Annotated in this window: 26 protein-coding genes; 12 read left to right on the forward strand and 14 right to left on the reverse strand. The window is 70.7% G+C overall.

The window, feature by feature from the left end; all coding sequences use genetic code 11:
* Positions 1-314: hypothetical protein (locus tag ACE3T5_RS03930; protein WP_374664670.1), on the forward strand; the 314-nt coding region annotated here is incomplete at its 5' end.
* A 228-nt stretch (positions 315-542) separates the two neighbouring features.
* Positions 543-2,456, forward strand: coding sequence for an ATP-binding cassette domain-containing protein (locus ACE3T5_RS03935; protein ID WP_374664672.1), 1,914 nt, complete (start codon positions 543-545; stop codon positions 2,454-2,456).
* 27 nt (positions 2,457-2,483) lie between these two features.
* On the opposite strand, the gene ACE3T5_RS03940 is transcribed toward ACE3T5_RS03935, so the two are convergent.
* Positions 2,484-3,935 carry a PLP-dependent aminotransferase family protein gene (locus ACE3T5_RS03940; RefSeq protein ID WP_374664674.1) on the reverse strand — a complete coding sequence of 484 codons (1,452 nt, stop codon included), beginning with the start codon at positions 3,933-3,935 and terminating at the stop codon, positions 2,484-2,486.
* Between the two features lie 128 nt (positions 3,936-4,063).
* Here ACE3T5_RS03940 and ACE3T5_RS03945 point away from each other — a divergent pair, with 128 nt between their 5' ends.
* The 8 genes from ACE3T5_RS03945 (at position 4,064) to ACE3T5_RS03980 (ending at position 10,727) form a co-directional block, all read left to right on the forward strand.
* Positions 4,064-4,678, forward strand: a complete 615-nt coding sequence (locus tag ACE3T5_RS03945; RefSeq protein WP_374664676.1) for a LysE family translocator — start codon at positions 4,064-4,066, stop codon at positions 4,676-4,678.
* Positions 4,675-5,583: a DMT family transporter gene (locus tag ACE3T5_RS03950; protein WP_374664678.1), complete on the forward strand. Its 909-nt coding sequence runs from the start codon at positions 4,675-4,677 to the stop codon at positions 5,581-5,583. The genes ACE3T5_RS03945 and ACE3T5_RS03950 overlap by 4 nt, the downstream gene beginning before the upstream one ends.
* 24 nt (positions 5,584-5,607) lie before the next feature.
* The gene (locus ACE3T5_RS03955) at positions 5,608-6,807 is read left to right on the forward strand and encodes a PLP-dependent aminotransferase family protein (RefSeq protein WP_374664680.1); all 1,200 of its coding nucleotides are present in this window, start codon (positions 5,608-5,610) and stop codon (positions 6,805-6,807) included.
* A gap of 2 nt (positions 6,808-6,809) precedes the next feature.
* Positions 6,810-7,430, forward strand: coding sequence for a glutathione S-transferase family protein (locus ACE3T5_RS03960; protein WP_374664682.1), 621 nt, complete (start codon positions 6,810-6,812; stop codon positions 7,428-7,430).
* A 7-nt stretch (positions 7,431-7,437) separates the two neighbouring features.
* A complete protein-coding gene (locus ACE3T5_RS03965) occupies positions 7,438-8,307 on the forward strand; it encodes a PhzF family phenazine biosynthesis protein (protein ID WP_374664684.1) in 870 nt (289 codons plus the stop codon).
* A 1-nt stretch (position 8,308) separates the two neighbouring features.
* Positions 8,309-8,986 (forward strand): VOC family protein, encoded by a 678-nt coding sequence (locus ACE3T5_RS03970; RefSeq protein WP_374664686.1) that lies wholly within the window; start codon positions 8,309-8,311, stop codon positions 8,984-8,986.
* A gap of 28 nt (positions 8,987-9,014) precedes the next feature.
* A complete protein-coding gene (locus ACE3T5_RS03975; protein WP_374664688.1) occupies positions 9,015-9,983 on the forward strand; it encodes a threonine dehydratase in 969 nt (322 codons plus the stop codon).
* A gap of 72 nt (positions 9,984-10,055) precedes the next feature.
* Positions 10,056-10,727, forward strand: coding sequence for a histidine phosphatase family protein (locus tag ACE3T5_RS03980; protein ID WP_374664690.1), 672 nt, complete (start codon positions 10,056-10,058; stop codon positions 10,725-10,727).
* Here ACE3T5_RS03980 and ACE3T5_RS03985 read toward each other — a convergent pair.
* Positions 10,718-12,085 carry an ATP-binding protein gene (locus tag ACE3T5_RS03985; protein WP_374664692.1) on the reverse strand — a complete coding sequence of 456 codons (1,368 nt, stop codon included), beginning with the start codon at positions 12,083-12,085 and terminating at the stop codon, positions 10,718-10,720. The two genes, ACE3T5_RS03980 and ACE3T5_RS03985, sit on opposite strands and share 10 nt — an antisense overlap.
* Positions 12,082-12,768 carry a response regulator transcription factor gene (locus tag ACE3T5_RS03990; RefSeq protein WP_374664694.1) on the reverse strand — a complete coding sequence of 229 codons (687 nt, stop codon included), beginning with the start codon at positions 12,766-12,768 and terminating at the stop codon, positions 12,082-12,084. Before ACE3T5_RS03990 ends, ACE3T5_RS03985 begins: the two co-directional genes overlap by 4 nt.
* 64 nt (positions 12,769-12,832) lie before the next feature.
* On the opposite strand from ACE3T5_RS03990, the gene ACE3T5_RS03995 reads away from it, so the two are divergent.
* Both ACE3T5_RS03995 and ACE3T5_RS04000 read left to right on the forward strand, forming a co-directional pair.
* Positions 12,833-13,525 carry a phosphatase PAP2 family protein gene (locus ACE3T5_RS03995; protein WP_374664696.1) on the forward strand — a complete coding sequence of 231 codons (693 nt, stop codon included), beginning with the start codon at positions 12,833-12,835 and terminating at the stop codon, positions 13,523-13,525.
* 83 nt (positions 13,526-13,608) lie between these two features.
* On the forward strand, positions 13,609-15,216 hold the full coding sequence (locus ACE3T5_RS04000; protein ID WP_374664698.1) for a phosphoethanolamine transferase: 1,608 nt from the start codon (positions 13,609-13,611) through the stop codon (positions 15,214-15,216).
* A gap of 23 nt (positions 15,217-15,239) precedes the next feature.
* Here ACE3T5_RS04000 and cynS read toward each other — a convergent pair whose 3' ends face one another.
* The 11 genes from cynS to mdeB form a co-directional block, all read right to left on the reverse strand.
* Positions 15,240-15,683 carry a cyanase gene (gene cynS / locus ACE3T5_RS04005; protein WP_374664700.1) on the reverse strand — a complete coding sequence of 148 codons (444 nt, stop codon included), beginning with the start codon at positions 15,681-15,683 and terminating at the stop codon, positions 15,240-15,242.
* Between the two features lie 20 nt (positions 15,684-15,703).
* The gene (locus ACE3T5_RS04010) at positions 15,704-16,507 is read right to left on the reverse strand and encodes an ABC transporter ATP-binding protein (protein ID WP_374664702.1); all 804 of its coding nucleotides are present in this window, start codon (positions 16,505-16,507) and stop codon (positions 15,704-15,706) included.
* A gap of 82 nt (positions 16,508-16,589) precedes the next feature.
* Entirely contained in the window at positions 16,590-17,450 is an 861-nt protein-coding gene (gene ntrB / locus ACE3T5_RS04015; protein ID WP_374664705.1) for a nitrate ABC transporter permease, read from the reverse strand.
* Between the two features lie 7 nt (positions 17,451-17,457).
* Positions 17,458-18,819: a CmpA/NrtA family ABC transporter substrate-binding protein gene (locus ACE3T5_RS04020; protein ID WP_374664707.1), complete on the reverse strand. Its 1,362-nt coding sequence runs from the start codon at positions 18,817-18,819 to the stop codon at positions 17,458-17,460.
* A 118-nt stretch (positions 18,820-18,937) separates the two neighbouring features.
* Positions 18,938-19,597, reverse strand: a complete 660-nt coding sequence (locus ACE3T5_RS04025) for a response regulator (RefSeq protein ID WP_374664709.1) — start codon at positions 19,595-19,597, stop codon at positions 18,938-18,940.
* Entirely contained in the window at positions 19,594-20,796 is a 1,203-nt protein-coding gene (locus tag ACE3T5_RS04030; RefSeq protein WP_374664711.1) for a PAS domain S-box protein, read from the reverse strand. Before ACE3T5_RS04030 ends, ACE3T5_RS04025 begins: the two co-directional genes overlap by 4 nt.
* 67 nt (positions 20,797-20,863) lie before the next feature.
* On the reverse strand, positions 20,864-21,331 hold the full coding sequence (locus ACE3T5_RS04035) for a DUF1348 family protein (RefSeq protein WP_374664713.1): 468 nt from the start codon (positions 21,329-21,331) through the stop codon (positions 20,864-20,866).
* 98 nt (positions 21,332-21,429) lie between these two features.
* Complete coding sequence (locus ACE3T5_RS04040; protein WP_374664715.1) at positions 21,430-21,621, reverse strand: hypothetical protein; 192 nt, start codon at positions 21,619-21,621, stop codon at positions 21,430-21,432.
* Positions 21,622-21,828: 207 nt separating this feature from the next.
* The gene (locus tag ACE3T5_RS04045) at positions 21,829-22,650 is read right to left on the reverse strand and encodes a creatininase family protein (RefSeq protein ID WP_374664717.1); all 822 of its coding nucleotides are present in this window, start codon (positions 22,648-22,650) and stop codon (positions 21,829-21,831) included.
* A gap of 23 nt (positions 22,651-22,673) precedes the next feature.
* Positions 22,674-24,146 carry a serine hydrolase domain-containing protein gene (locus ACE3T5_RS04050; RefSeq protein WP_374664719.1) on the reverse strand — a complete coding sequence of 491 codons (1,473 nt, stop codon included), beginning with the start codon at positions 24,144-24,146 and terminating at the stop codon, positions 22,674-22,676.
* Positions 24,147-24,304: 158 nt separating this feature from the next.
* Positions 24,305-26,929: an alpha-ketoglutarate dehydrogenase gene (mdeB, locus tag ACE3T5_RS04055; protein ID WP_374664721.1), complete on the reverse strand. Its 2,625-nt coding sequence runs from the start codon at positions 26,927-26,929 to the stop codon at positions 24,305-24,307.
* Between the last annotated feature and the right edge of the window lie 68 nt (positions 26,930-26,997).

The following is a 26,997-nucleotide window of genomic DNA, read 5'->3' on the forward strand; positions in this document are numbered from 1 at the left end:
TTCCGAAGAACTTGGCAATTCGCCATCAAACGCCCACGCTTATCGGCTGTATCTTGTTAAAGATCCTCAACCAGCCAGGCAACTCTCGCCGCCCCTCCAGTTTCGCTCCGCTGCGATCAGCGAAGCCCTCGATTATGACGCAGTTTTTAGAAACCCGTCAAGCGCTGTGGTTTTTTGACGCTGCCGAATCGATGGTTCGTTCGACGTTGGCTGCCAACCGCAGAGCCTCGCATTCTATACCGATTTTTCGGCAGATTGCGTCTGCTTCCAAAACTTTGCGTGCACTGGCTGTTGCCGGCACCCGCATCCCGTGAGAAGCAGAGCCAGCGACTATAGCACGCATTTGCGTCCATCAGCCCATTCTTCAAGGCCGCGAGTCATCAGAGCGCCGGCGACCTGACTCCGCGAGACAATCGTTGCTCGATCCAGCGTCGAGCACAAGGCCTGCGGTGCAGAGTGGCAGTCGCTGCCTGTAAAGCTCCGCGCGCCGCGTTGCCCCCACCCGCTCGGAGAGCGCTGCCTGCTCCGATGTTCCGTTGCCCATGTCCCTGATCACACTCGCTCGCGCCCATCTCGCCTTCGGCGACAGACCCCTGCTTGACGAAGCCGACTTCTCCCTGGAGGCCGGCGAACGCGTCGGCCTGATCGGTCGCAACGGCACGGGCAAGTCGTCCCTGCTGCGCATCCTCGCCGGCATGGAGCGCCCGGACGACGGCTCCGTGCAGTTTCAGCAGGGGATCGCCATCGCCCTCGTTCCCCAGGAACCCGTCCTGACGGATGCATCAACGGTGTTCGAGGCCGTGCGCGAAGGGCTATCGGATGTGATCGACCTCATGCAGCGCTACGAACGCGGCGACGGAGACCTCAACGCGCTGCAGACCGCCATCGAGTCGCTGGATGGCTGGAATTGGCGCCAGCGGGTCGACGAGGCCTTGCAGCGGCTCGCGCTGCCACCCGACGCGCTGATCGGCACCTTGTCTGGCGGCACGCGCAAGCGCGTGGCGCTCGCGCGCGCGCTGGTCCGCCGGCCGGACGTCCTGCTGCTCGATGAGCCCACCAACCACCTGGACCTCCTCGCGATCCAGTGGCTGGAGGATCTGCTCAATGCCTTCCGCGGGAGCGTCGTCGTCATCACCCATGACCGGTCCTTCCTGGACCACGTGGCCACCCGCATCGTCGAGCTCGATCGCGGTCGGCTCCTTTCCTACCCGGGCAACTTCAGCGCCTACCAGGCGCAGAAGGAGGAGCAACTGGCGCAGGAGGCCGTGATCAACGCCAAGTCCGACAAGCTGCTTGCCCAGGAGGAAGTCTGGATCCGCCGCGGTGTGGAGGCCCGACGGACCCGCTCGCGCAGCCGCATCGTGCGCCTGGAGCGCCTGCGCACGCAACGCGCAGAGCGCCGCGAGGCCATCGGGCGGGCCCGCATGGAGCTGGTCACCGGCCAGGCCGGTGGCAAGCTGGTCGCCGAGCTCACCGACGTCTGCAAGGCCTTTCCCGACCCCGCCACCGGGGCGCCCCGGGCCGTCGTGCGCGACTTCACCGCCACCTTCCTGCGCGGCGACAAGGTCGGGCTCGTCGGGCCCAACGGCGCCGGCAAGACGACGCTGCTGCGCCTCATCCTCGGCCAGATCGAACCCGACAGCGGGCGCATCCGTCAGGGCGCGGGGCTCCAGGTGGCCTACTTCGACCAGATGCGCGCCGCGCTCGACCCGGACGCGGCCCTGGAGGACTTCATCAGTCCCGGCAGTGAGTGGATCGAGCTGGGCACGCAGCGCAAGCATGTCAAGAGCTACCTGGGCGACTTCCTGTTCTCGCCCGCGCGGGCGCGCTCGCCCATCCGCTCGCTTTCCGGCGGCGAGCGCAACCGGCTGCTGCTGGCCCGGTTGTTCGCGCGGCCGGCCAATGTCCTCGTGCTCGACGAGCCCACCAACGACCTCGACATCGACACGCTGGAGCTGCTCGAGGAGCTGCTGCAGGACTACGCCGGCACCGTCTTCATCGTCAGCCACGACCGCGCCTTCCTCGACAACGTGGCCACCAGCATCGTCGCCTTCGAAGGCGACGGTCGCTGGCGAGAGTACGAGGGCGGCATCACCGACTGGCAGACGCAGTCACGCCGCGCCGCTGCCGCCACCCCGGCCACCCCAGTCAACAAGCCCTCCGGCGCACCGCCGCGGGAAACCGCCGACGCGCCAGCGGCCCCGCCGGCGGAACCCCGCGGCGCACGCCGCAAGCTCGGCTACAAGGAGCAGCGCGAACTCGAGGCCCTGCCCGGCCTGATCGCGCAGCTGGAGGCGGAGCAGAAGGCCATCGATGCGGAACTGGGCGAAGGCAGCGTGTACCGCGCCGACCCAGCACGCGCACAGCAGCTCGCCGCCCGCAGCAGCGAGATCGAGGACGCCCTCATGGCCGCCTTGGAGCGCTGGGAGACCCTCGGCGCGGCCCAGGGCGCCTGACCTGGCACCCGCCACGCCAGAGATGCGTCAGCGACCACGCACGGCTTCTGCGAACTTGCGCCAGAAGGCGGCGTCCTGCGTGGTGGCGAAGTTGATGCGCATCAGCGTGCTGGGCGCGCGCTCCGCGTGGAACAGGGCGCCCGGCGCGAGCAGATAGCCCTCGTCCAGCATGCGTTGCGCCAGTTCATCCGTGTCCACCCCCGCATCGACCCAGCCAAACAGACCTGCCGGCTCGGCCACGAAGCGGCAGCCGGCCTGCAGCGCCAGCTTCACGCTGCGCGCGCGGGCGCCGTCGAGTCGCTCGCGGATGCGTTCGCTGTGCCTGCGCAGCTGCCCCTGCTCGATACACAGTGCCAGCGCGCGCTCCAGCAGGGCCGGCGTGGTCAGCGTCGCCAGCAGCTTGGTGTCCAGCAGGGGCTCCACCAGCCGCGGCGGCGCCGCCAGGAAGCCGATCCGCCAGTTGGGCGCCAGGATCTTCGCGAAACCGCCGACGTAGATCGTCCGCTGCAGCCCGTCGAGTGCGCACAGCCGCGTCGCGTGCGGTGGCGCGATGTGGCAGTAGGTGTCGTCCTCGACCACATGGAAGTCGTGCTGGTTGGCCAGTTGCAGCACCCGATGCGCAGCCCCCGGCGACAGGCAATAGCTCGTGGGGTTGTGCAGCACGCTCACGCTCACGTAGAGCTTGGGTCGGTGCTGCTCGCAGTAGCGCGCCATCACCTCCAGATCCGGGCCGTCGGCGCGGCGCGGCACCGGCAGCAGGCGCATGCCCAGCGCGGTCAGGCGGGCGAACTCCACGGCCCAGCCAGGCTCCTCGACCATCACCGGGTCCCCGGGGCGCAGCAGCGTGCGGCTCACGATGTCCAGGGCGTGCGTGGCGCCGACCGTGGTGATGATCTGCTCCGGCACTGCCGGCACGCTCAACCCGCCGAGCTTGTTCGCGAGCGCGCGCCGCAGGCTGGCGTCCCCCAGCGGCTCACCGTACTGCAGCGAGAAATCATGCAGCGCCCGCGTGGAGGTCACCTTGCGCACGGCGGCCGGCATGAAGGTCGACTCGAGCCACTCCGGGGGAAACACGCCCATGCCAGGCTGCGGCTTGGGGCCGACCTTGTGAAACATCCCGCGGATGAGCGCCGTCGCGTTCACCGGCGCCGGCCCGCGACGGGCCGCCAGCCAGTGCGTCGTGCTGAGCGCCGGCAGCACGCCCTCGGCCGGCAGCGGTGCGGGCGACGCCAGTTCCGGACGCAAGGGCGTGGCGTCGCGCACGAAGAAGCCGCGGTTCTTGCGCGCTTCCACCAGCCCCTGCGCCAGCAGGTGGTCGTAGGCCGCGACCACCGTGGAGGGGCTCACGCCGTGCTGGCGCGCGCACTGCCGCACCGATGGCAGACGCGCGCCGGGCGCCAGCAGGCGATTGCGGATGCGGTCGCCGAACCGCGCCACGAGTTGTTCGGTGAGCGACTGGGACGAGGCCTTCATCAGCATGGGGCACGGCTCCTGTGTATTGCCCGTCGCACCAGTACAGCGCAACGGGTGACATGCCCAACTGTACTGCATGTGTATTGGTGCCGGCGACTACATTGGCGGCTGATGTCGTCCCCCGCCCTGTCCGCATGAGCCCCACCGAACTCACCGCGCTGCTGGTGTTCTGCACGGCCATGAGCTTCTCGCCAGGCCCCAACACCACCTTGTCCACGGCCCTGGCCGCCAACCTGGGCCTGCGGCGGGCGCTGCGCTTCTGCCTGGCCGTGCCCACGGGCTGGACGCTGCTCATGGCCGCGAGCGGGCTGGGCCTGGGCACGCTGGTCATGCAGCTGCCCCTGCTGCGCTGGGGCATCACCGCCGCCGGCGTGGCCTACCTGCTCTGGCTGGCGTGGCGACTGGCGGGCACGCGCACCTTGTCCGATGTCGATGCATCGCGCCTGCAGGTGACCTTCTGGCAGGGGGTGGCGCTGCAGTTCCTGAACATCAAGGCCTGGATGCTGGCCCTCACGCTCACCGCCGGCTGGGTGGTCAACGCGGCGGGGCAACCGGCCCCCAATCCGGGGGAGCGGCTGCTGATCATCTGCGTCATCATGGTGGGGTTCGCGTTCAGCAGCAACTTCACCTACGCCCTGGCGGGATCGCTGTTGCGGGCCTGGCTGGCGCAGGGCCGGCGCCTCCTGTGGTTCAACCGCACGCTCGCCCTGGTGCTCGTCGCCACGGCGGCCTGGATGGTGACGGTATGACGCCTGCTGAGACCCGCGGCCTGTGGCTTGGCCTGCTCGGCGTGGGCATCTTCGCGCTCACGCTGCCCATGACGCGCCTGGCCGTCGGCACGCCCGACGCCCCACAACTCTCCGGCGTCTTCATCGCCCTCGGCCGTGCCGTCGTGGCGGCCCTGCTGTCCATCGCGTTCCTGATCGCGACCCGTGCGCCCTGGCCAAGACAGGGTGACTGGCTGCCCCTGGCCCTCACCTCGGCCGGCGTGGTGTTCGGGTTCCCGCTCTTCACCTCCATCGCGATGCGGCACGTGGAAGCCATCCACGCCAGCGTCATCGTGGGCGTGCTGCCCCTGGCCACGGCCGCGGTCGGCGCGGCGCTGCACCGGCAGCGGCCATCGGCCGCCTTCTGGGCCTGCGCCGCCGCGGGCAGCCTGCTCGTGGCGGTCTACGCCGCCACCCGTGCGCAGAGCGGCCTGCAGGCGCACGCGGCCGATCTGCTGCTGCTGGCAGCCATGGCCTGTGCCGCCGTCGGCTACGGCTATGGCGCGCGGCTGGCGCAGCACATGCAGGCCGAACACGTGATCTGCTGGGCGCTCGTCATCGCACTGCCACTCACCCTGCCGCTGGCGTGGTGGACCCTGCCTCGCAGCCCCGTCGCGCCGGCCGCATGGGCAGCCTTCGGCTACGTCGCGGTGTTCTCCATGTGGATCGGCTTCTTCGCCTGGTACCGCGGCCTGGCCCTCGGCGGCACGGTGCGGGTGAGCCAGGTCCAGCTCGTGCAGCCGTTCCTGAGCATGGTGTTCGCCGTGCCCCTGCTCGGGGAGCACCTCGACGCCCAGACCGTGATGTTCGCCGTCGCCGTCATCGCCACTGTCTTCGTCGGCCGTCGCATGCCGGTGCGCCCCGCTCCGCCACACCCCGCGCGCTGACCCCCCTGAAACCAAGGAGAGCCCATGAACCCCCACGACCTGCAGACCACACCGGGCTGGACCCTGGCGCGACGCGCCGAGCGCATGAACCCCTCGGTGATCCGCGAGATCCTCAAGGTGACCGAGCAGCCCGGCATCATCAGCTTCGCCGGGGGACTGCCTTCCCCCGCCACCTTCCCGGTGGAGGCCTTCCGCACGGCCTGTGACAAGGTCCTGCGCGACGACGGCACGGCCGCCCTGCAGTACGCCGCCAGCGAAGGCTACGGCCCGCTGCGCGAGGCGGTCGCTGCCATGCTGCCCTGGCCGGTCGACCCGGCGCAGGTGCTGATCACCACCGGCTCGCAGCAAGGCCTCGACCTCGTCGGCAAGGTGCTGATCGACAGCGGCAGCCGCGTGCTGGTGGAAACACCCACCTACCTCGGCGCCCTGCAGGCCTTCGCCCCGATGGAACCCGTGGTGGAAGGCGTCGCCAGCGACGAGGAGGGCGTGGACCCCACCGACCTCGCGGCCCGCGCGCCGGGTGCCCGCTTCGCCTACCTGCTGCCCAACTTCCAGAATCCGACCGGCCGCACCATGACCGAGCCGCGCCGGCAGGCCGTGGTCGACGCGGCCGCGGCCGCCGGCCTGCCGCTGGTGGAGGACAACCCCTACGGTGACCTGTGGTTCGACGCACCGCCGCCGCCGCCCCTCGCGGCGCGCCGGCCGGACACCTGCATCTACCTCGGCTCGTTCTCCAAGATCCTCGCCCCCGGCCTGCGACTGGGCTTCGTGGTGGCGCCGGCCGCGGTGGCCCCCAAGCTGCTGCAGGCCAAGCAGGCCGCCGACCTGCACACCCCCGGCTTCAACCAGCGGGTAGTGGCCGAGGTGCTGCGCGACGGCTTCCTGGCACGCCACGTGCCCACGATCCGGGCGCGCTACAAGGCCCAGCGCGATGCCATGCTGGCCGCGCTCACGCGCGAGATGGCCGGCCTGGGCGTGCAATGGAACCAGCCCGAAGGCGGCATGTTCCTCTGGCTGCGCCTGCCCCGCGGGCTCACCGCCGCGCGCCTGTTCCCGGCCGCCCTGGAGCGTCACGTGGCCTTCGTGCCCGGTGCGCCCTTCTATGCCGGCGCGCCGGACGACCGCACCCTGCGGCTGTCGTTCGTGACGGTCACGACGGAGCAGATCGACACCGGCATCGCCGCGCTCGCGGCGGCGACGCGCCAGCTCGTCGAGGCGGGCTGACGATGCTGCGCATCTGGGGTCGCCTGTCGTCCATCAACGTGCGCAAGGTGGTGTTCGCGGCGCAGCTGCTGGGCCTGCCGTTCGAGCGCGTCGATGCAGGCGCAGCGCATGGCATCGTCCGCACGCCGGCGTACCTGGCGCGCAACCCCAATGCGCTCGTGCCACTGCTGGAAGACGGCGACTTCACGCTCTGGGAGTCAAACGTCATCGTGCGCTACCTGTGCGCCCGCCATGCCCCGGGCACGCTGTATCCGCTCGACCTCCGGCAGCGCTTCGACGCCGAGCGGTGGATGGACTGGCAGCAGACCACGCTCAACCCGGCCGGCCGCGACGCCTTCCTCCAGCTCGTGCGCACGCCGCCCGGGCAGCGCAGCCCGGCCGCCATCGACGCATCGATCGCGGCCACCGAGCCCCTGCTGGCCCTGCTGGATGCCCAGGTGGCGAAGCAGCCCTTCCTCGCCGGCGATCACCTCACCATGGCCGACATCCCCGTGGCGTGCGAGCTGCATCGCTGGCGCGGGCTGCCCCTGCCGCAGCCGCCCCTGACGCATCTGGACCGCTGGCATGAAACACTGCGGGCGCTCCCCGCTGCACGAGGCGCGCTCGACGTGCCGCTCACCTGAGGCCCCCATGAACCGCCTGCGCCCTTTCAAGCAAGTCGACGTCTTCACCGCCGTGCCCTACCTCGGCAACCCGCTGGCCGTGGTGATGGACGGCGAGGGCCTCACGACAGAGGCCATGCAGCACTTCACGAACTGGACCAACCTGTCGGAAGCCACGTTCCTGCTGCCGCCCACGCAGCCCGGCGCCGACTACCGCGTGCGCATCTTCTGCCCCGGGCGCGAGCTGCCCTTCGCCGGCCACCCCACCCTGGGCAGCTGCCACGCCTGGCTGCAGGCGGGCGGGCGCCCGCAAGGCGCGCATGTCGTGCAGGAGTGCGGGGTCGGCCTGGTGAAGCTGCGCCGCGACGGCGGCCGCCTCGCCTTCGCCGCGCCGCCCCTGCGCCGCGGCGGGCCGCTGCCCGAGGACGACGTGGCGCTCATCGCCCGCGGCCTCGGCGTGGACCGCGCCGACATCCTGCATCACGCCTGGTGCGACAACGGGCCCAACTGGCGCGGCGTGATGCTGCGCTCGGCCGAACAGGTGCTGGCCCTGCGGCCCGACGCCGGCGTGCTGGCCGGGCTGGACATCGGTGTCGTCGGGCCGCGCGGCAAGGTCGGCGTGGTGGGCGCGCGCGACGCGAGCGATGCGTGCGCCTTCGAGGTCCGCGCCTTCTTCCCCGGCAACCAGGGCCTGGCGGAAGACCCCGTCACCGGCTCGCTCAACGCGGCCCTCGCGCAGTGGCTCATCGGCGCCGGCCTCGCGCCGGCGCAGTACGTGGCCAGCCAGGGCACCGCGCTCGGTCGCGCCGGCCGCGTGCACGTGTCGCGCGACGAAACCGGCGAGGTCTGGATCGGTGGTGCCTCGGTCACCTGCGTCGACGGCACCGTGGCGCTCTGACATGCAGGCCCGCATCGATCACCTGGTGGTGGGCGCCGCCACGCTGGACGAAGGCGTCGCCTGGTGCGAAGCCACGCTGGGCGTGGTCCCCGGCCCGGGCGGCGAGCACCCGCTCATGGGCACGCACAACCGCCTGCTGCGCGTGGCCACCGTGGACTACCCGCAGGCCTACCTGGAGATCATCGCCGTGCAGCCGGGCCGCCTGCCGCAGCGCACGCGTCGCTGGTTCGACCTCGACGACGAGGTGCTGCAGGCACGCCTGCGCCGCGACGGCCCCCGACTCATCCACCTCGTGGCGCAGGTGCCGGATGCGCGCGCCGCGGTCGCTGCGCTGGCCCCGGCCGGCATCGATGCCGGTGAAGTGGTGCAAGCCTCGCGGCTCACCCCGCGCGGCCTGCTGGAATGGCAGATCACCGTGCGCGCCGACGGCCGCCGCCTGTTCCAGGGCGGCCTGCCGACGCTGATCGAGTGGGGCGCCGTCCACCCGGCAGCCGGCATGCCCGAATCTGGCGTCACGCTGCACGCGGTGAACATGCGCCATCCCGATCTGTCCGCCCTCCGGCAGGCCCACCAGGCCATCGGCCTGCAACGCGTATCGCTGCAGGCCGGCGAGCCCGCCCTGCAGGCCGTGCTGGAAACCCCGCTCGGGCGCGTCACCCTCGCCAGCGGCGGCGCCTGAGCGCCGCGGCCCACCTGCCCCCATCCTCATGAGCTACACCCGAGAAGAAGTCCAGCATGCGCGCGCCGTGGTGGCGCGCACCGTTCCACCGACGCCGCAATACGCGTGGCCGCTGCTGCGCGAGCGCCTCGGCTTCACCGTCTGGGTGAAGCATGAGAACCACACGCCCGCCGGCGCCTTCAAGGTCCGCGGCGGCGCCACCTATTTCGAGCAGCTCGCACGGCGCGAGCCGGCCGTTCGCGGCGTGATCTCGGCCACGCGCGGCAACCATGGCCAGTCGGTCGGCTGGGGCGCGCGGCGGCACGGCCTGCAGGCCACCATCGTCGTGCCGCGCGGCAACTCGACGGAGAAGAACGCGGCCATGCGGGCGCTGGGCGTCACGCTCGTCGAGCACGGCGATGACTTCCAGGCGGCGCGCGAGCATGCCCAGGCGCTGGCACAGGCCGAGGGCCTGCACATGATCCCGTCATTCCACCGCGACCTGGTCCTGGGCGTGATGACCTACTGGGTCGAGTTCTTCGAGGGCTTCGCCCCCGGCGAGGCACCGGCCGTCGTCTACGTGCCGGTCGGCCAGGGCTCGGGCTTCTGCGCCGCAGCGGCCGCGCGGGCCTACACCGGCGCCCGCAGCCGGCTGGTGGGCGTGGTCTCGGCACACGCCACCACCTACCTCGACTCGTTCCGCGCCGGCCGCGTGCTGGAGGCGCCGGTGACCACGCAACTGGCCGACGGCATGGCCTGCCGCGTGGCCGACGAGGAGGCGCTCGCGATCCTGCTGCGCGAGGCCGACGACGTGGTGGCCGTGACCGATGACGAGGTGGCGGCGGCCATGCGGATCCTCTTCGCCGACACCCACAACGTGGCCGAGGGCGCCGGCGCCGCCGGCCTGGCTGCCGCCATCCGCGACGCCAGCCGCGCGGGCGGGCAGCCCGTCGGCTTCGCGCTCACGGGCGGCAACGTCGACAGCGACGTCTTCGCCCGCGTGCTCGCCGGACACTGAGCGTCCAGCTCGCTGCTTCCCAGTCACCGGCGAGACGCCGCGCCGGGCCGCGGCCCGCCAGAATCGCCCGCCATGGGCACCCTCTATCTCGTCCGCCACGGCCAGGCCTCGTTCGGCGAGGCGGACTACGACCGGCTCAGCGCGCTCGGCCACCGGCAGAGCGTGCGCCTGGGCGAGTACTTCGCCGAGCGCGGCCTGCGCTTCGACCGGCTGATCACCGGCACCCTGCGTCGCCACCGCGAGACGCTGCAGGGCATCCTGCAGGGCATGGGGCAGTCCGGCGACCCGCTCGCCTGGGACGGCCTGAACGAGTACGACAGCGCCGCCGTCATTGCCACGGTGCATCCACAGCCGCTGGCCAAACCCGATACGCCGGAGCTGTACCGCCACCATTTCCGCCTGCTGCGCGACGGCCTGGCGCAGTGGATGGCCGGCGTCGTCAGCCCGCAAGGCATGCCCTCCTACGACGAATTCGTGGCCGGCGTGACGCACGCGCTGGACCACGTGCGCGCCAACCATTTCGGCGGCCATGTGCTGCTGGTCAGCAGCGGCGGGCCGATCGCCACCGCGGTCGGGCATGTGCTGGGCACCTCGCCCGAGACCACGATCGAGCTGAACCTGCGCATCCGCAACACGGCCATCACCGAGTTCAGCTTCACGCCGAAGCGGCACGCGCTGCTCAGCTTCAATACCATCCCCCACCTCGACGCGCCCGCGCAGCGGGACTGGGTGACCTACGCCTGATCGCCCGCGCCGGTAGCGGGCGCGAAGCGCAGGCGGAACACCCGCCGGGCGCCATCGGCCTCGGACTCGAAGGCCGCGCCATGCAGCGCGGCGACCTTGGCCACCACCTTGTGGCCAAGGCCCAGCCCGAGGTGATCCGCCGGTCGCTCGTCAGGCGTCTGAGTCGTCGCCCGTGCAGGGCCGTCGTCCTCCACGGCGAGGCAGCGGCCTGCCCCATCGACCCGCACCGTCACCTGCGTCCCCGGCGGCGTGTGGGCCAGCGCGTTGTCGACCAGGTTGCGCAGCGCCAGTTCCAGCAGCACGGCGTGCCCCGGCAGGACGAACGCCCCCTCGCCATCCAGACCCAGCTCGCGCCCGCCGGCATCCGCCCGTGGTGCCGTGGCAGCCACCACCTGCCGCGCGAGTGCCGCCAGGTTCACCGGCTGGGCCGCCTCGTCCATCTCGGCCCGGCTGGCACGGGCCAGCGCGAGCAGGTGATTGAGCACCTCGCCGGCGCGCAAGGCCTCGTCCTGCAAGCCGGCCAGCGCCGCCTGCAGGCCGGGGCCGGGCGGCAGCTCGCGTGCGTGACGGGCCTGCAGCGCCAGCGCCGCCAGTGGCGTGCGCAACTCATGCGCGAACTCGTTGGCCAGGCCGCGCTCGCGGTCCAGCGCCGCGTGGTAGCGTGCCACCAGCCGGTTGATCGCCTGGGTGGCGGCCTGCAGCTCCTCGAAAGGCGGGTCATCGGCCAGCCCGTCGGCGCGCCGGATGTCCAGCCCGTGCACCTGCTGCGCCAGCGCCCGCAGCGGTCTCAGCCCGCGGTGCACGGCCAGGCCGAGCACCAGCGCCACCACCGGCAGCAGCCACAGGCCCGGCTCCATCACCTGTTCGGCGATGTCGCTGGCCAGGTCATCCCGCTCGCGCAGCGACAGCAGCACCGTCATCTTGTGCTGGCGCGCCTCGTCCCACCGGGTGTACGCCCGCCAGTCCCGCGGCGGCTCGCCGAGGCGGAGGGTGGCGAAGCCCTCCGGGCTGTCGAAGCGCGCCGGCGGCGCATCGCCGGTGTGGACGACGAGCCGCCCCTGCGCATCCCAGACCTGCACACTCATGGACTGCTGGTAGTCGTGCGCCCGCAAGCTCGATGCCGCGCCTGCGGGCGCGTCCCGCCTCACACCCGGCTGCACGGCCGCCAGGCCGCGCGGCACCAGCGGCAGCAGCAGCGAGCTGACGCTGGCCAGGTGGCCGTCAGTCAACTCGTCGGCCTCATGCTCACCGGTCAGGTAGGCGAAGCCGATGAAGCTGGTCCATACCAGCACCAGGGCGGCCAGGGCCCAGGCGAGCAGGTGGCCGGTGAGCGAGCGGCGCGTGCGCTCCGCCGTCACGGCGACGGCTCCGCCGGCACGAAGTAGCCCACGCCGCGCACGGTGCGGATCAGCCCCTCACCCAGCTTGCGGCGCAGGCGGTGCACATGCACCTCGATCGCGTTGCTCTCCAGCGCTTCGTCGAAGCGGTAGAGCCGGGCCTCGATCTGCGCGCGCGACAGCACGTGCGGCCGCGCTTCCAGCAGGGCCAGCAACACGGAGAACTCGCGCGCCGACAGCTCCACCGGCTGCCCGCCGCGCAGCACCGTGTGCGCCGCCGGATCGACCTCGATGTCGCCCCAGGCCAGGCGGGTCTGCGCCCGACCGGTGGCACGCCGCCGCAGGGCGCGCATCCGGGCGGCCAGTTCGTCCGGATCGAAGGGTTTGGTCAGGTAGTCGTCGGCGCCGAGATCCAGGCCGGCGATGCGCGCGCTCACCTGGTCGCGCGCGGTCATCACCAGCACCGGCAGGGCCGGATCAGGCATCCGGCCCGCCGGCTGGGCGCGGATGCGTCGCAGCAGCTCCATGCCGTCGCCATCGGGCAGGCCGAGATCCAGCAGGACCAGCTCGAAAGGCTCCGCGGCCAGCGTGGCCCAGGCCTGCGACAAGGTGCCGGCCGTATCCACCGCGTCACCCAGGCGCCCCAGGTGCGCGACCAGCGCGGTCGCGATGCCCGGATCGTCTTCCACTACCAGCACACGCATGGGCCCGATTGTCCACCGGCGGCGCTTAAGGATGACTTAAGGCGATCCCCCGAGCATCCGCCGCATGTCATCGACTTCTTCCGCCGACCGCTCGGCGCCCCTCGCGCTCTGGGCCTGGACAGGCCTGGGCCTGCTGGCGTTGCTGGCCTGGGACGCCAGCGGCCTTGACCTGCCGCTGGCCCGCCTGGCCGGCGCGCACACCGGCTTCCCGTGGCGCGACAACTGGTTCCTGGCGACGGTCCTCCACGAGGGCGGGCGCCGCCTGGCCTGGCTGCTCGCGCTGCTGCTGTGCCTGGGGGTCTGGTGGCCGCGCGGCCCGCTGCAGCGGCTGAGCCCCGGCGCCCGCGTGCAACTGGCCCTCACCTCGCTGCTGGCCGCGGCGGCCGTCTCCCTGCTCAAGGCCGGCAGCGCCACCAGCTGCCCCTGGGACCTGGGTGATTTTGGCGGCACGGCCCGCTACGCCAGCCACTGGCAGCTGGCCTCCGATGGCGGTCCCGGGCGCTGCTTCCCGGCAGGTCACGCCAGTGCGGGCTTCAGTTTCATCGGCGGCTTCCTCGCCTTTCGCGACGTCGACAACGCCCTGGCCCGCCGATGGCTGCTGGCCGCGCTGACCGCCGGTCTGGTCTTCGGCCTGGCGCAGCAGTGGCGCGGCGCCCACTTCATGAGCCACACCCTGTGGGCCTGCTGGGTCTGCTGGGTCACCGCCCTGGCGGTCGACGCCGTGTGGCAGCCGCTGCAGGCCTGGGTGATGGCATGACGAGCCCTGTGTCCACCCTTCGAGCCGTCGTCCCCGCGAAGGCGGCGATCCAGGCCCCGGCTGGCCCCGCGACCCCCGCAGCCGTGCGCCCCTTCTGGCCGGTCGCCGCCGCGAGCCTGTGGATGGCGACGCTGGGCAACCTGCCGCTGTGGCGCGAGCTGCTCGACCTGGGCGTGAGCCAGGGCGCCACCGGCTGGCTGCTGGCCACGGCGCTGGCTGGCGTGATCGCCTGCGCCCTGTTCGCGATCCTGTCGCTGCTGGCGTGGCGCGGCGTGCTCAAGCCGGCGCTGGCGGTGCTGCTGCTCGCCACCGCGATCGGCGGCCACTACATGCTGACCTACCGCGTCGTGATCGACGCCACCATGGCCACCAACGTGCTGCAGACCGACTGGAAGGAAGCACGCGACCTGCTGGGCCCGCCCCTGCTGCTGACCCTGGGCATCGGCGCGCTGCTGCCGGCGTGGCTGCTCTGGCGACTGCCGCTGGCCCATGCGCCCTGGCCGCGACAGGCGGCCCGCAACGTGGGCGCCGCGCTGGTCGCGGCGCTGGTGGCGGCCGCGCTGATCGTCGCGGCCTTCCAGCCCCTGGCCTCGACCATGCGCAACCACAAGCACCTGCGCTACCTGATCAACCCGCTCAACACGCTGTACGCCGGCGCGGTGGCGGCCCGTGGCGAGACGCGCAAGCCCGGCCCCCTGCAGCCGCTGGGGACCGATGCGGTCGTGGCCGCCCCCACCGGCAGTCGACCAGCCCTGCTGATGCTGGTGCTGGGCGAGACCGGCCGCAGCGGTCATTTCGGCATCAACGGCTACGAGCGCGACACCACGCCAGAGCTGGCCCGCGCCGGCGTGGCGACCTTCCGCAACGCGTGGTCCTGCGGCACGAGCACGGCAGCGTCGGTGCCGTGCATGTTCTCGCACCTGGGCCGCGAGGGCTGGAACAGCCGCGACGGCGACTGGGAGAACCTGCTGGACGTGCTGCAGCGCGCCGGCCTGGCGGTGCTGTGGCTGGACAACCAGCCGGGTGGCTGCAAGGGGGTCTGCGATCGCGTGCCGACGGTGAACACCGCCGCCGAGAAGGACCCGGCCCTGTGCCCGGCGGGCGAGTGCCACGATGCCATCCTGCTGAAGGACCTGGACAGCCACATCGCCGCATTGCCGGCGGAGCGCCGCGCGCGGGGCGTGGTGGTGGTCCTGCACCAGATGGGCAGCCACGGGCCCGCCTACAGCCAGCGCACGCCGGAGGGCTTCAAGCGCTTCCAGCCCGAGTGCCGCAGTGCGCACCTGCCCGACTGCGACGCGCAGTCGCTGCGCAACGCCTACGACAACACCATCGCCTACACCGACCACGTGCTGGGCCAGGCCATCGGCTGGCTGCAGCGCCAGCCCGGCTATGACGCCGGCCTGCTGTACGTGGCCGACCACGGCGAGTCGCTCGGCGAGAACAACATCTACCTGCACGGCATGCCGTACGCGCTGGCCCCCGACGTGCAGAAGCATGTGCCGTGGGTCACCTGGCTCTCACCGGCCTTCGAGCAGCGCACCGGCATCACGCTGAACTGCCTGAAGGCGCGCGCCGATGCGCGCGTGACGCACGACCACCTGTTCCACTCGGTGCTGGGCCTGATGCAGGTCCGCACGCAGGTCTACCGGCCCCCGCTGGACGCCTACGCCGGCTGCACGCGGGCCTGAGCCCGCATGCGGTGCGCCCCGGATCAGTAGGTCTTGTAGGGCAGGAACTTGCCCGAGAGCACCACGTTGACGCGGTCTCCCTTGGGATCGGGCTCGCGCGTGATGTCCATCGAGAAGTCGATGGCACTCATGATGCCGTCGCCGAATTCCTCGTGGATCAGCTCCTTGATCGTCGTGCCGTACACGTTGACGATCTCGTACCAGCGGTAGATCAGCGGATCGGTCGGCACGGCCGTCGGCAGGGAGCCCTTGTACGGCACCACCTGCAGCCACTTCTGCTCCTCCGCCGTCAGGCCGAAGATCTTGCCGAGCACCTTGGCCTGTTCGGCGGTGGCGGTCATCTGACCCAGGCACAAGGCGGTCGTCCACTCCTTCGAGTGCCCGATCTTCTTGGCCACGGCCTCCCACTTGATGCCCTTGGCCACCTTGGTGGCGATGATCTTCTCGGTGACGTCGTTGCGGTTCATGCGTTGGCTCCTCTAGCGGTTCAATGGTCGGCGCCGGCGCGGGCGCGCGACACCAGGAAATCGACGATGTGGTTGCGCAGGTCGTAGTAGCCCGGCAGGTGGTGCAGGCCGGCGCGGGTGCGATCACGCGGCAAGGGGTTGACCACCGTCTCGGCGATGCCGCCGGGTGCGTAGCCCGAGGGTGTCTCGCGGCCGTTGGACATGAGCAGGATGCGGTCGGCCAGCAGGATGGCCTCGTCCACGTCGTGCGTGATCATGAAGACGGTCTGCCGCGTCTCCCGCACGATGCCCATCAGCTCGTCCTGGATGGTGCCGCGCGTCAGCGCGTCCAGCGCGCCGAAGGGCTCGTCCAGCAGCAGCATCTTGGGCTGGATGGCGAACGCCCGCGCGATGCCCACCCGCTGCTTCATGCCGCCGGACAGTGCCGAAGGCTTCTTGTCGATGGCCGGCGTGAGGCCCACCATGGCGACGAACTTCTCCACCTGCGCGTTCACCTGCGCACGCGACCAGTTGGGCCAGCGCGACTCCACCGCGAAGGCAATGTTGCGTCGTACGCTCAGCCAGGGCATGAGCGCGTGCCCCTGGAACACCACGCCACGCTCCAGCCCCGGGCCGACGACCTCGCGCCCGTCCATGAACACATGGCCCGCGCTCGCCTCGTCCAGGCCCGCCAGCACGTTCAGGATGGTGGTCTTGCCGCAGCCGCTGTGGCCGATGATGCAGACGAATTCCCCCTGGTCGAGGGTGAAGCTCACGTCGGCGAACACCGGCTTGCCCGGCACGAAGGTTTTGGCCAGACCCTCGACTTTCAGGAATCCCTGCATGCCATCTCCAAGCGCCCGCCCGCCCCTGGCGACAGGACCGAGCTGGGGGGCGACGCCGGCCAGGCCGGCGGCCGAGGTGCCTTCACTCCACATAGGTCACCAGCCTTTGCAGCTGCGCGAACGCCAGGTCCAGCAGCATGCCCACGACGCCGATCACCACGATCGCGAAGATCACGTTGGTGAGCGACAGGTTGTTCCACTCGTTCCACACGAAGTAGCCGATGCCCGTGCCGCCGACCAGCATCTCGGCGGCCACGATCACCAGCCAGGCGATGCCCATGCTGATGCGCATGCCCGTCAGGATGGTGGGCGCCGCCGCCGGCAGGATCACGCGGAAGGCCTTGCGCATCGGTTTCACCTCCAGCGTGCGGGCCACGTTGAGCCAGTCGCGCCGGACCGAGGCCACGCCGAAGGCCGTGTTGATCAGCATGGGCCACACCGAGCAGATGAAGATCACGAACACGCCGGAGACCGAGGAGTCCTTGATCGTGTACAGCGCCAGCGGCATCCAGGCCAGCGGCGAAATCGGCTTCAACACCTGGATGAATGGGTCGAGCGCCTTCTGCAGCAACGGCGACATGCCGATGATGAACCCCAGCGGCACCGCCACCACGCACGCCAGCAGGAAGCCCAGCGCGACCCGGCCCAGCGAATGCCCGAGCTGGATGGCGATGCCCTTGTCGTTGGGACCCTTGTCGTAGAACGGGTCCGACAGCTGCTGCGCAAAGGTGGTGGCCACCTGCCCCACGGTCGGGAAGCCCGAGGCCTTCTGCGCCCCCGGGTCCTTGCCCATCATCTTCTGGTACTCGATCTGCTCGGCCGTCATGCCGGCCGTGGAAGCCGCCGTGCCGCCGGCCGGCAACGTGGCCACGTGCCACACGCCCAACAGGGCGAACAGCAGCAGCAGCGAGACCAGGCCCGCCTTGAGGTGGAGAGAACGCATCACGGCCTCAGGCCGCCTTGGCGATGGCGAAGCTCTTCACGTAGTCCTCCGGCCTGGCCGGATCGAACTCCTTGCCCATCACCTTGAACTTGCGGTACGCGCCCTCCGGCGGCTTGAAGCCGGCCTGCGACATGTACTTCTTGGCGTCGGTCAGCAGGAACACCTTCTCGGCGATCTGCTTGTAGTTGACGTCGCCCTTGATGTAGCCCCAGCGCTTCATCTGCGTGAGCATCCAGACCGCCATGCTCTGCCACGGGACCGGGTCGAAGTTCGCGCGATCCGGCACGTTCTTGATGCTGCCCAGGCCGTCGGCGAACTTGCCGGTGAGCACCTGCGCCAGCACCGTCTCGGGCTGGTTCAGGTACTGCGCGGGCGCGATCACCTTGGCGATCAGTTCCCGGTCCTTCGGCTGGCTGGCCATGAAGCTGGCCGTGAGGATGGCGCGGTACAGGGCCGCGAAGGTGTTGGGGTTCTGCTTGATGAATTCGTCGGAGACACCGAAGGCGCAGCAGGGGTGGCCATCCCAAATTTCCTTGGACAGGATGTGGATGAAGCCCACCTCGTCGTACACGGCCCGCTGGTTGAAGGGGTCGGGGCCGAGGAAGCCGTCGATGTTGCCGGCACGCAGGTTGGCCACCATCTCCGGCGGCGGCGTCACGCGGATCTGCACGTCGGTGTCCGGGTTGATGCCATGCTCCGCCAGGTAGTAGCGCAGCAGGAAGTTGTGCATGCTGTACTCGAAGGGCACCGCGAACTTGAAGCCCTTCCAGCTCTTGGGATCGCGCTTGTCCTTGTGCTTCACGTGCAGCGTGATCGCCTGGCCATTGGTGTTCTGGATGCTGGCCACGTTCATCGCCACCTGGTTGGAGCCCAGGCCCATGCTCATGGCCAGTGGCATCGGCGACAGGAAGTGCGAGGCGTCGTGCTCCTTGTTGATCATCTTGTCGCGGATCAGCGCCCAGCCCGCGGTCTTGTTCAGCGAGACGCTCAGGCCTTCCTTCTTGTAGAAGCCCAGCGGGTCGGCCATGATCAGCGGGCTGGCACAGGTGATGGCGATGAAGCCGATCTTCAGATCCTTCTTCTCCAACGGACCGCGCTCCTGCGCCATGGCCTGCAAGGCGCCGATGGGCAGTACCGAAGCGATGGCGGCGCGGGCCGTATTGGCGCCCACGGCCTTCAGGAAGCCGCGGCGCACGCTGTCCACCGGAAACAGCGCCTTGACCAGGCTGGCCTCGACGAAGCTGGTCGACAACTCCTCCTCGTTGCGCGCCTGGGCGGCGGCGTGCTCGCCGGGCGCGTGGTCCTGGCCGCAGGCGCAGCGCAGCATCAGGGGACGGTCGGCATCGTAGGCGTCGTAGCGTTCGGACATGGGGCACCTCATGAGAAGCAGATGCGTCGCCTCTTGCAAGCCCTGCGCCTGAGTCGTGCCAGCCGGCAGCCGCGCCCGCAAATCGTGGCAGGCGGCCCGAGCCCGTGTAGGGCCAGCCCTACACGGCAGGGCCTGACGGGCCGGGGCGAGCCAGCCGCTCGGCGTAGAGCGCCAGCTCCACGTCGTTCTTGGTCCCGGTCTTCTCCAGGATGCGCGCCCGGTAGGTGCTGACCGTGTTGGGCGCGAGCTGCAGCTGCGCACCAATTTCGCTCACGCTGTGCCCCATTGTGAGCAGCCGGAACACCTGGTGCTCGCGGTGCGACAGCGCCTCCGGCCCACCGCGGGCGCTACCGCCCACCGCGCTGGCCAGTGCCTCGGCCGTGGCCGGTGTCACGTAGCGCCCGCCGGAAGCCACCTTGCGCACGGCGGCAATCATGTCGTCCGGGTCGGCGCTCTTGTTCAGGTAGCCGGCCGCGCCCAGCCTGATGGAGCGCACCGCGTACTGACTCTCCGGATAGGTGGAGAGCATCAGCACCGGCAGCGCGGGCCACTGCTTGCGCAGGGTCTGCAGCACATCCAGCCCGTCGCGTCCGGGCATGGCGATGTCCAGCAGCACCACGTCGAGCCCCGCGGGCCCGCCGAGCCTGGCCACCTGCTGGAGCACCTCCTCACCGTTCACGGCCTCGGTGCACACCTGGATCTCCGGCGCGTCGGCCATCACCTGCTTCAGGCCCTCGCGCACGATGCGGTGGTCATCGCCCAGCAGCACGCGGATCATTCGCCGGCCCCTGAGGACGCGGTCGGCAGGGGCATCCGCAGGGTGAAGCAAGTCCCGCGGCCGGCCTCACTGGCGATGGCGATCTGGCCGCCGAAATGGCCTGCGCGCTCGCGCATGCCCATCACGCCATAGGCCGTGGCCGCCTCGAACGCCTCGGCCGGGGCACCCTGGCCGTCGTCCGCGACGGCCATGCACAGCACACCGGCCTCGTCGGCAATGCGCACCGTCACGCGGCTGGCCTGCGCGTGCCGGCCCACGTTGCTCAGCATCTCCTGGAAGATGCGGAACACGGCCATGGCCATGGTCTCGGGCAGCTCAGGCGGGCAGGCCAGGCGCATGTCCCAGTCCAGATCGAGCTCCGCCGATTGCACGAACTCGTGCGCCTGCCACTCCAGCGCCGCCCACAGGCCCTGATGATCCAGGATGCTGGGGCGCAGGTCTGTGATGATGCGCCCCACGTTGCCCACGGCGTTCTCGATCAGGCGGCTCATGTTCTGGCACTTGCAGCGCATGCGGTCGCGCATTTCCTGTGCCGCCTCGGGCTCACGGCGCTGCTGTTCCGAGAGACGCTTGTCCAGCCAGTTCACGTCCATCTTCAGCGCCACCAGCAGGCTGCCCAGCTCGTCGTGCACCTCGCGCGCGATGCGGGTGCGCTCCTCCTCGCGGACGGTGTCGGAGTAGGCGGCCAGCTCGCGCTGGCGGGCCAGCGCCTCGGACAGCTCCCGGGTGCGCTCGGCGACCCGCTCCTCCAGCTCCGCCTTGGCGCGCTGCAAGGCCTCGGCGGCCCGGCGGCGCTCGGTGATGTCGACGAAGGTGATCACCGCTCCGCGCACCTGGCCGTCGTCGATGACCGGGTGGCTGCTGTACTCCACCGGAAAGGCGCTGCCGTCCCGCCGCCAGAACACCTCGGTGTCCAGCCGGCACGGAAGTCCCCGGCGGAAGGCGTTGAAGATCGGGCACTCGCTGTCCGGGTAGGGGCTGCCGTCCGCGTGCGAGTGGTGGGTGAGCTCGTGCATGTTGCGGCCCAGCACCTGCGCCGCCTCCCAGCCCAGCATGCCGGCGCCAGCCCGGTTGATGAACATGCAGTGGCCGTCCATGTCCACGCCGAAGATGCCCTCACCGGTGGAATCCAGCAACAGCTGCGCCGCCTTGGGAGGCAGCGCGGTTGCCGGGGGTTCGCCAAGGGCCGTGACGGGCATGGCAGAAATCCAAGCAACGCCTGTGCCACATTGGTGCGTGCCCGCGGCCGGTGCGCGGGTCGCCGTGCTACAGGCCCAGGTCGCTCAGGCCGGGATGCTCGTCGGGCCGCCGCCCCAGCGGCCAGTGGAACAGGCGGTCCGCCGGCTGGATGGGCAGGTCATTGATGCTGGCGAAGCGCCGCTGCATGAAGCCGGACGCGTCGAACTCCCAGTTCTCGTTGCCATAGCTGCGGAACCAGTGGCCGGAGTCGTCATGCCACTCGTAGGCAAAGCGCACGGCAATGCGGTTGCCGGTGAACGCCCAGAGCTCCTTGATCAGCCGGTAGTCCAGCTCGCGCGCCCACTTGCGCTGCAGGAAGGCGCGGACCTGCTCGCGGCCGACCGGAAACTCCGCCCGGTTGCGCCAGCGCGTGTCTTCCGTGTAGACCTGCACCACGCGGTCGGGGTCGCGCGTGTTCCAGGCGTCTTCGGCCATGCGCACTTTCTGCGCGGCGGTCTCGGCGGTGAAGGGCGGCAGGGGCGGCTTGGTGCTCATGGAACCTCCGGAGAGGCGGCGAGCAGCAAGCGTGCCATGCGGGCCTGGCAGTTGCCAGGCGGAGAAAAGCTGGAGGGGAAGGGGGCGCGCGGAGACGATCAGTCGTCTTCGCCAAGCTGCCACTCGCCGATCAGGCGAACGCGCTGGTCCAGATCATCCGGCGGCTCGGCTACCAGGGGCGCGGCGTCGGAAGGCCGGAAGTCGGAGGGCGCGGGCTCCGTCAGCGCGTGCTGGGCCTGGCCCGCGTTCGATCGCGAGGAGGGCAGCTGGAAGATGGAGGAGAAGCGCATGACTGAACCTATGACCTGAAGTCTAGGCAAGAGCCGCTGCAATCCCTGTGACAGATCGCACAGCGATCCGGAAACCCGTGCACGTTGTCGCTCGCAACCAACGGCCCATGCACAAACGGCGGTGCGAGTTCGTGACGGGTTGCACGAAGCCGCGCCACGGCGGCGGATGAAGGTGCGCCCCGCTAGCCGTGTGCGGCGCGACGGACGTCAGCCATGCAAGGGCCTGACGGTGTCGAGCGGCAGATCGCTGATCTCGCCCAGCAGGCGTGCCAGTTGCACGGCCGCGGCGGCGAGCACCGCCTCGCCCTTCGCGGCCGTGGCGGCGGTGGCATCGCCGGCGGCGCCAGCCGCGTTGTAGTCCTGCATGGCCCACCCCAGCTTGGCGCTGCGGCCGTTGCCCAGCACCGCGTAGCGTGCCGCACGGTCCTGGGAGGTGGAGTGGAAGGCCCGCGCCTGGTCCGTCCGCACCGTGTCCGGCGCCAGCGCCAGCATCAGCGAGGTCTCGATAGCGCCGGCGTGGATGCCAAAGCGGTGCTCCTCGCCGGAGAACAGGCCCTCCACCTCCGCGCCCAGGGGCAGGTTCCACCAGTTGCAGCCGTAGACGATGAGGCCGTGCCGCATGCGCAGCTCCCGCCCCACGATGTCCATCAGGCTGGCCTGGCCGCCGTGCGCGTTGAACAGCAACAGCTTGCGCACGCCCGCCCGCGCCACGCCGGCGCCGATGGCCGTCCAGGTGGCGATCACCGTCTCCACCGGCAGCGTGAGCGTGCCGGCGAAGTCGGCGTGCTCCGGGCTGTAGCCGACCGTCTGCGGGGGTAGCACCAGCACCGGCAGATCCGCCGGCAGCAGCGGCAGGGCGCGCTCGACGATGCCCTGCGCGATCAGGTGATCCACCGCCAGCGGCAGGTGCGGGCCGTGCTGCTCCGTCGCGCCCAAGGGGAGCACCGCCACCGTCCGGGCCGGGTCCAGACCGGTGAAGTCGGTCGTGGCGAGCTGGGCCCAGTGGCGCGAAGGCAGGGGAGAGGCCATGGCGCGATCTTACGGCGCAGGCCTCAGGGCGCGGTGATCCGCTGCCCGCGGACCACCGTCCGTGCGCCGAAGTCATTGGTGCGCGAGACCTCGACGGCATCGCCCTCCAGCTTCAGCACATAGTCCACGGTGGCGCCCTCCTCGGCCCAGATCTGGCGAAAGGCCAGCGTGCGCGGATCCTGCCAGCGCGCCGCGGTGAAGAGCGGCGCGCCCTCGTCCGCGCCTTCGGCCAGCACGCCCTCCAGACCGATAGGGGCCACGATGTCGCGCGTGCGCAGGCGCATGCGGTACGTGGGCGGCGAGGCGGTGAAGTCGAAGCTGAATTCGCGCACGCCCAGCGGGTTGTCGTCCAGCGCGTAGGTCGCCTGGCGCACCACCGGCTGAACCCCCTCGGGGCCGGGCAGCGGCTTCGGCACAGCCACGGCGGCGATCCGGTCCCGCAGGGCGGCCTGGGCCTGCGCGTTCTCGGGCAGTGGCGAATCGGACCGCACGGCGCGCTGCAACTGCTCCGCCAGGTTCTCGAGCGGATGCATGCCGCGTCCGGTGACGGCCGCCACGATCCGCTGCTGCGGCAGCACCACCACCACCTGCCGGTTGAAGCCGACCATCATGTAGGCGCCCAGCCGCGGATGGCCCCACCACATGTCGGCGTAGCGCCAGCCCGGGAAGCCCATGTCCACCTGCGGCGCGAAGGCGCGGGCGGCCCATTCGCGCGGAATGAGCGCACGGCCCTGCCATTCGCCCTGCTGCATGTAGAGCTGCCCCAGCAGGGCCATGTCGCGCGTGCGCAGGTACAGGCCCCAGCCACCGGTGGAGACGCCCTGCGGGTCGCGCAGCCAGCGGTGCTGGGTGATGCCGAGCGGGCCGAACAGGTGCTTCGCCGCATACGCCTCGGCGGATTCGCCCGTACGGCGGGTGAGCGCCGCAGACAGCAGATGCGCATTGCCGCTGTTGTAGTGGAAGCCGGCGCCGGGCGCCTGCGCGAACGGCCGCGCCAGGACGAAGGCCGCCCAGTCGCGCGAGCGCGTCATCTCCAGCATCGTGCGCGGGACGCCGTCGGCCAGGGGCTCCTCCCAGGCGATGCCCGAGGTCATGTCCAGCAGGTGCTGCAGCGTCATCTCGCGCCAGCGCGCGTCGCTGGCGTTCGCGAGCTCAGGGAACACGCCGGCGATGGGTGTGCGGGCCGGCGGCAAATCTCCGCGTGCGATGGCGATGCCCGCCAGCGCCCCCACCACGGCCTTGGTGGCGGAGTTGATGCGGTGCTTCATCTCCGCGCGAAAGGGGGCGTAGTACGCCTCGGCGACGATCTGCCCGTTGCGCATCACGACCAGGCTGTCCATCTTCACGTTGGCGCCGTACGTGACCAGATTGGCCAGCGCGGTGGAATCCATGCCCTGGGATTCGGGCGTGGCGACGGGCGCGCCCTGCGCCGCCGTGCGAAGGTGAACGCCCGAGACGACCGCAGCAAGCAGCAGAGACGTGGCGAGACGGATCAAGGGGCTTCCTGGGGGCATGGGGCATCGTAGCGGGTGCCTGCACCCGTCGCCGAGCAGGTGTTGCCGTGCCCCTGTAGGCTGGCGGTGACCGAAGGGAACCCCAGCGTTGTGGGGGGCGCGGCGAAAACGCTGGGGTTGCGCTGGCGCTCCACCCCAGCCTACGAGGAAGACGGGAGCCCCACAGCCGCATGCGCCGCCTGCGCCACGCTCGGCGCGTCAACGCCGAAGTAAGAGCGAAGCGCCGCCCGCGTGTCACTGCGGCCAAAGCCGTCCGTGCCCAGCGTGATGTACGTGCGGCCCGCCGGAACGTACGCGCGGATGGCCTCCGGCACGGCGCGCACATAGTCGGTGGCCGCGATCACGGGCCCCGTCGCTGCGCCGAGGAGACCGGTGACATGGGCCGTCTGCCCCTCCCCTGCAGCCGCCGCCTCGCGCGCCAGCTCGCTCCAGCTGGTGACGCTGATGACCTCGCTGGCGATGCCCTCTGCCGCCAGCGTCTCGGCCGCGCGGATCACCTCGGTGAGGATGGCGCCGGAGCCCATCAGCGTGACCTGCGGCGCGCCTTCGCCATACGCGCCGAAGCGATAGCCGCCGCGGATCACGCCGGCCCGCGCCGCATCCGGCAGATCCGGCTGCGCGTAGTTCTCGTTCATGAGCGTGACGTAGTAGAAGACATCCTTCTGCTCCACCAGCATCTCGCGCATGCCCTGGTCGATGATCACGGCCATCTCACCCGCGAAGGCCGGGTCGTAGGCCTTGCAGTTCGGGATGGTGGCGGCCACCAGGTGCGAGCTGCCGTCCTGGTGCTGCAGGCCCTCGCCGCCCAGCGTGGTGCGGCCGCTGGTGGCGCCCAGCAGGAAGCCGCGCGCGCGCTGGTCGGCCGCGGCCCAGATGGCATCGCCCACGCGCTGGAAGCCGAACATCGAGTAATAGATGTAGAACGGCAGCATGGGCACGCCGTGCACGCTGTAGCTGGTGGCCGCGGCCGTCCAGCTGGCAATGGCGCCGGCCTCGCTGATGCCCTCTTCCAGGATCTGGCCGTCCAGCGCCTCGCGGTAGGACAGCACGGAGCCGATGTCCTCGGGCTCGTACTTCTGCCCCACGGAGGAGTAGATGCCCACCTGCTTGAACAGGTTGGCCATGCCGAAGGTGCGCGCCTCGTCGGCCACGATCGGCACCAGCCGCCGCCGGAAGGCGATGCCCTGCGGGCCGGGCGTGTCGTCCTTCAGCAGGTTGCCGAGCAGGCGCACGAACGCCATGGTGGTGGACATCTCCTTGCCGCCCGCCTGAAGCGCGAACTGTGCGTAGCGCGCCAGGTCCGGCACCGGCACGACATCACACGCCGACTGCCGCTTCGGCAGGTAGCCGCCCAGCGCCTGCCGACGCGCATGCAGGTAGCGCATCTCCGGGCTGTCGTCCGCGGGCTTGTGGAAGGCGAGCGTGGTCGCCTGCGCATCTGTCAGCGGCAGGTTGAAGCGGTTGCGGAAGGCCAGCAGATCGGACTCGTCCAGCTTCTTCTGGCTGTGCGTCGTCATGCGGCCCTGGCCGGCCGCGCCCATGCCGTAGCCCTTCTTGGTGTGCGCCAGGATCACGGTGGGCTGGCCGGTGTGGCGCGCCGCCGCGTCGTAGGCGGCATGGATCTTCACCAGGTCGTGCCCGCCGCGCTTCAGGCGGTCGATCTGCTCGTCGGTCATGCCCTGGGCCAGGCGCGCCAGTTCCGCGTTCTGACCGAAGAAGCTGTCGCGGTTGAAGCGACCGTCCTTGGCCGCGAAGGTCTGCATCTGGCCATCCACGGTGTGCGCGAAGGCCCGCACCAGCGCGCCGGTGGTGTCCCGCGCGAACAGGCCGTCCCAGTCGCTGCCCCAGAGCAGCTTGATCACGTTCCAGCCGGCGCCGCGGAACAGCTTCTCCAGCTCGTCGACGATGCGGCCGTTGCCGCGCACCGGGCCGTCGAGGCGCTGCAGGTTGCAGTTGACCACCCACACCAGGTTGTCCAGCTTCTCGCGGCTGGCAAGGGTGAGCGCGCTCATGCTCTCGGGCTCGTCCATCTCCCCATCACCGAACACACCCCACACCTTGCGACCTTCGCAATCGAGCAACTGGCGGTGCGTGAGGTAGCGCATGAAGCGCGCGTGGTAGATCGAGCTGATCGGCCCGATGCCCATGGAGCCGGTCGGAAACTGCCAGAAGTCCGGCATCAGCCACGGATGCGGATAGGACGAGAGGCCGCGCGCGCCCGCGGCCGGCGCGGTGATCTCCTGCCGGTAGTGCGCCAGATCCGCCTCGGTCAGCCGCCCTTCCAGGAAGGCACGGGCGTAGACGCCGGGGGCGCTGTGCGGCTGGAAGAAGACGAGGTCGCCGCCTTGCCGGTCATTGCGCGCGCGAAAGAAGTGGTTGAACCCCACCTCGAACAGATCCGCCGCGCTGGCATAGGAAGCGATGTGCCCACCCAGCTCGCCATACGCCGCATTGGCCCGCACCACCATCGCCAGTGCATTCCAGCGCATCAGCGAAGCCAGCTTCTCCTCGATCGCCAGGTCGCCCGGAAACACCGGCTGCCGCTCCACCGGCACGGTGTTCACGTAGGGCGTGACGAGTTCCGGCGACCAGCCCACCTGCGGGCTGCGCGCCAGCACCGCGAGCTGGTCCAGCACGAAACGTGCGCGCGCCGGCCCGTGCGTGGCCACCAGGGCCTGGAAGGCATCGCGCCATTCGGCAGTCTCGACGGGATCGATGTCGCCGGACAGATCGGCGAGGTGGCGGGTGAGGTTCAGGTCGCTCATGATGACGGCACTTTAGGCCGGCGCCGGTGGAATGAGTTGCCGATTGAGCTATTCGATCTCGCCAGCAA

The sequence above is a fragment of the Ramlibacter sp. genome, from assembly GCF_041916345.1.
Lineage (GTDB): Bacteria > Pseudomonadota > Gammaproteobacteria > Burkholderiales > Burkholderiaceae_C > Ramlibacter.

Bases quoted from the DNA above. Each gene is read 5' to 3' on its own strand.
- ACE3T5_RS04040 (WP_374664715.1), bottom strand. From the start codon at position 21,621: ATGCGCTTCTCCTCCATCTTCCAGCTGCCCTCCTCGCGATCGAACGCG.
- ACE3T5_RS04025 (WP_374664709.1), bottom strand. From the start codon at position 19,597: ATGATCCGCGTGCTGCTGGGCGATGACCACCGCATCGTGCGCGAGGGC.
- ACE3T5_RS04020 (WP_374664707.1), bottom strand. From the start codon at position 18,819: ATGTCCGAACGCTACGACGCCTACGATGCCGACCGTCCCCTGATGCTG.
- ACE3T5_RS03975 (WP_374664688.1), top strand. From the start codon at position 9,015: ATGAGCTACACCCGAGAAGAAGTCCAGCATGCGCGCGCCGTGGTGGCG.
- ACE3T5_RS03980 (WP_374664690.1), top strand. From the start codon at position 10,056: ATGGGCACCCTCTATCTCGTCCGCCACGGCCAGGCCTCGTTCGGCGAG.
- ACE3T5_RS03940 (WP_374664674.1), bottom strand. From the start codon at position 3,935: ATGCTGATGAAGGCCTCGTCCCAGTCGCTCACCGAACAACTCGTGGCG.
- ACE3T5_RS03970 (WP_374664686.1), top strand. From the start codon at position 8,309: ATGCAGGCCCGCATCGATCACCTGGTGGTGGGCGCCGCCACGCTGGAC.
- ACE3T5_RS03955 (WP_374664680.1), top strand. From the start codon at position 5,608: ATGAACCCCCACGACCTGCAGACCACACCGGGCTGGACCCTGGCGCGA.
- cynS (WP_374664700.1), bottom strand. From the start codon at position 15,683: ATGAACCGCAACGACGTCACCGAGAAGATCATCGCCACCAAGGTGGCC.
- ACE3T5_RS04030 (WP_374664711.1), bottom strand. From the start codon at position 20,796: ATGCCCGTCACGGCCCTTGGCGAACCCCCGGCAACCGCGCTGCCTCCC.
- ACE3T5_RS04045 (WP_374664717.1), bottom strand. From the start codon at position 22,650: ATGGCCTCTCCCCTGCCTTCGCGCCACTGGGCCCAGCTCGCCACGACC.
- ACE3T5_RS04010 (WP_374664702.1), bottom strand. From the start codon at position 16,507: ATGCAGGGATTCCTGAAAGTCGAGGGTCTGGCCAAAACCTTCGTGCCG.
- ACE3T5_RS03995 (WP_374664696.1), top strand. From the start codon at position 12,833: ATGTCATCGACTTCTTCCGCCGACCGCTCGGCGCCCCTCGCGCTCTGG.
- ACE3T5_RS03950 (WP_374664678.1), top strand. From the start codon at position 4,675: ATGACGCCTGCTGAGACCCGCGGCCTGTGGCTTGGCCTGCTCGGCGTG.
- mdeB (WP_374664721.1), bottom strand. From the start codon at position 26,929: ATGAGCGACCTGAACCTCACCCGCCACCTCGCCGATCTGTCCGGCGAC.
- ACE3T5_RS03960 (WP_374664682.1), top strand. From the start codon at position 6,810: ATGCTGCGCATCTGGGGTCGCCTGTCGTCCATCAACGTGCGCAAGGTG.
- ACE3T5_RS03945 (WP_374664676.1), top strand. From the start codon at position 4,064: ATGAGCCCCACCGAACTCACCGCGCTGCTGGTGTTCTGCACGGCCATG.
- ACE3T5_RS04035 (WP_374664713.1), bottom strand. From the start codon at position 21,331: ATGAGCACCAAGCCGCCCCTGCCGCCCTTCACCGCCGAGACCGCCGCG.
- ACE3T5_RS03965 (WP_374664684.1), top strand. From the start codon at position 7,438: ATGAACCGCCTGCGCCCTTTCAAGCAAGTCGACGTCTTCACCGCCGTG.
- ACE3T5_RS03990 (WP_374664694.1), bottom strand. From the start codon at position 12,768: ATGCGTGTGCTGGTAGTGGAAGACGATCCGGGCATCGCGACCGCGCTG.
- ntrB (WP_374664705.1), bottom strand. From the start codon at position 17,450: ATGCGTTCTCTCCACCTCAAGGCGGGCCTGGTCTCGCTGCTGCTGCTG.
- ACE3T5_RS03935 (WP_374664672.1), top strand. From the start codon at position 543: ATGTCCCTGATCACACTCGCTCGCGCCCATCTCGCCTTCGGCGACAGA.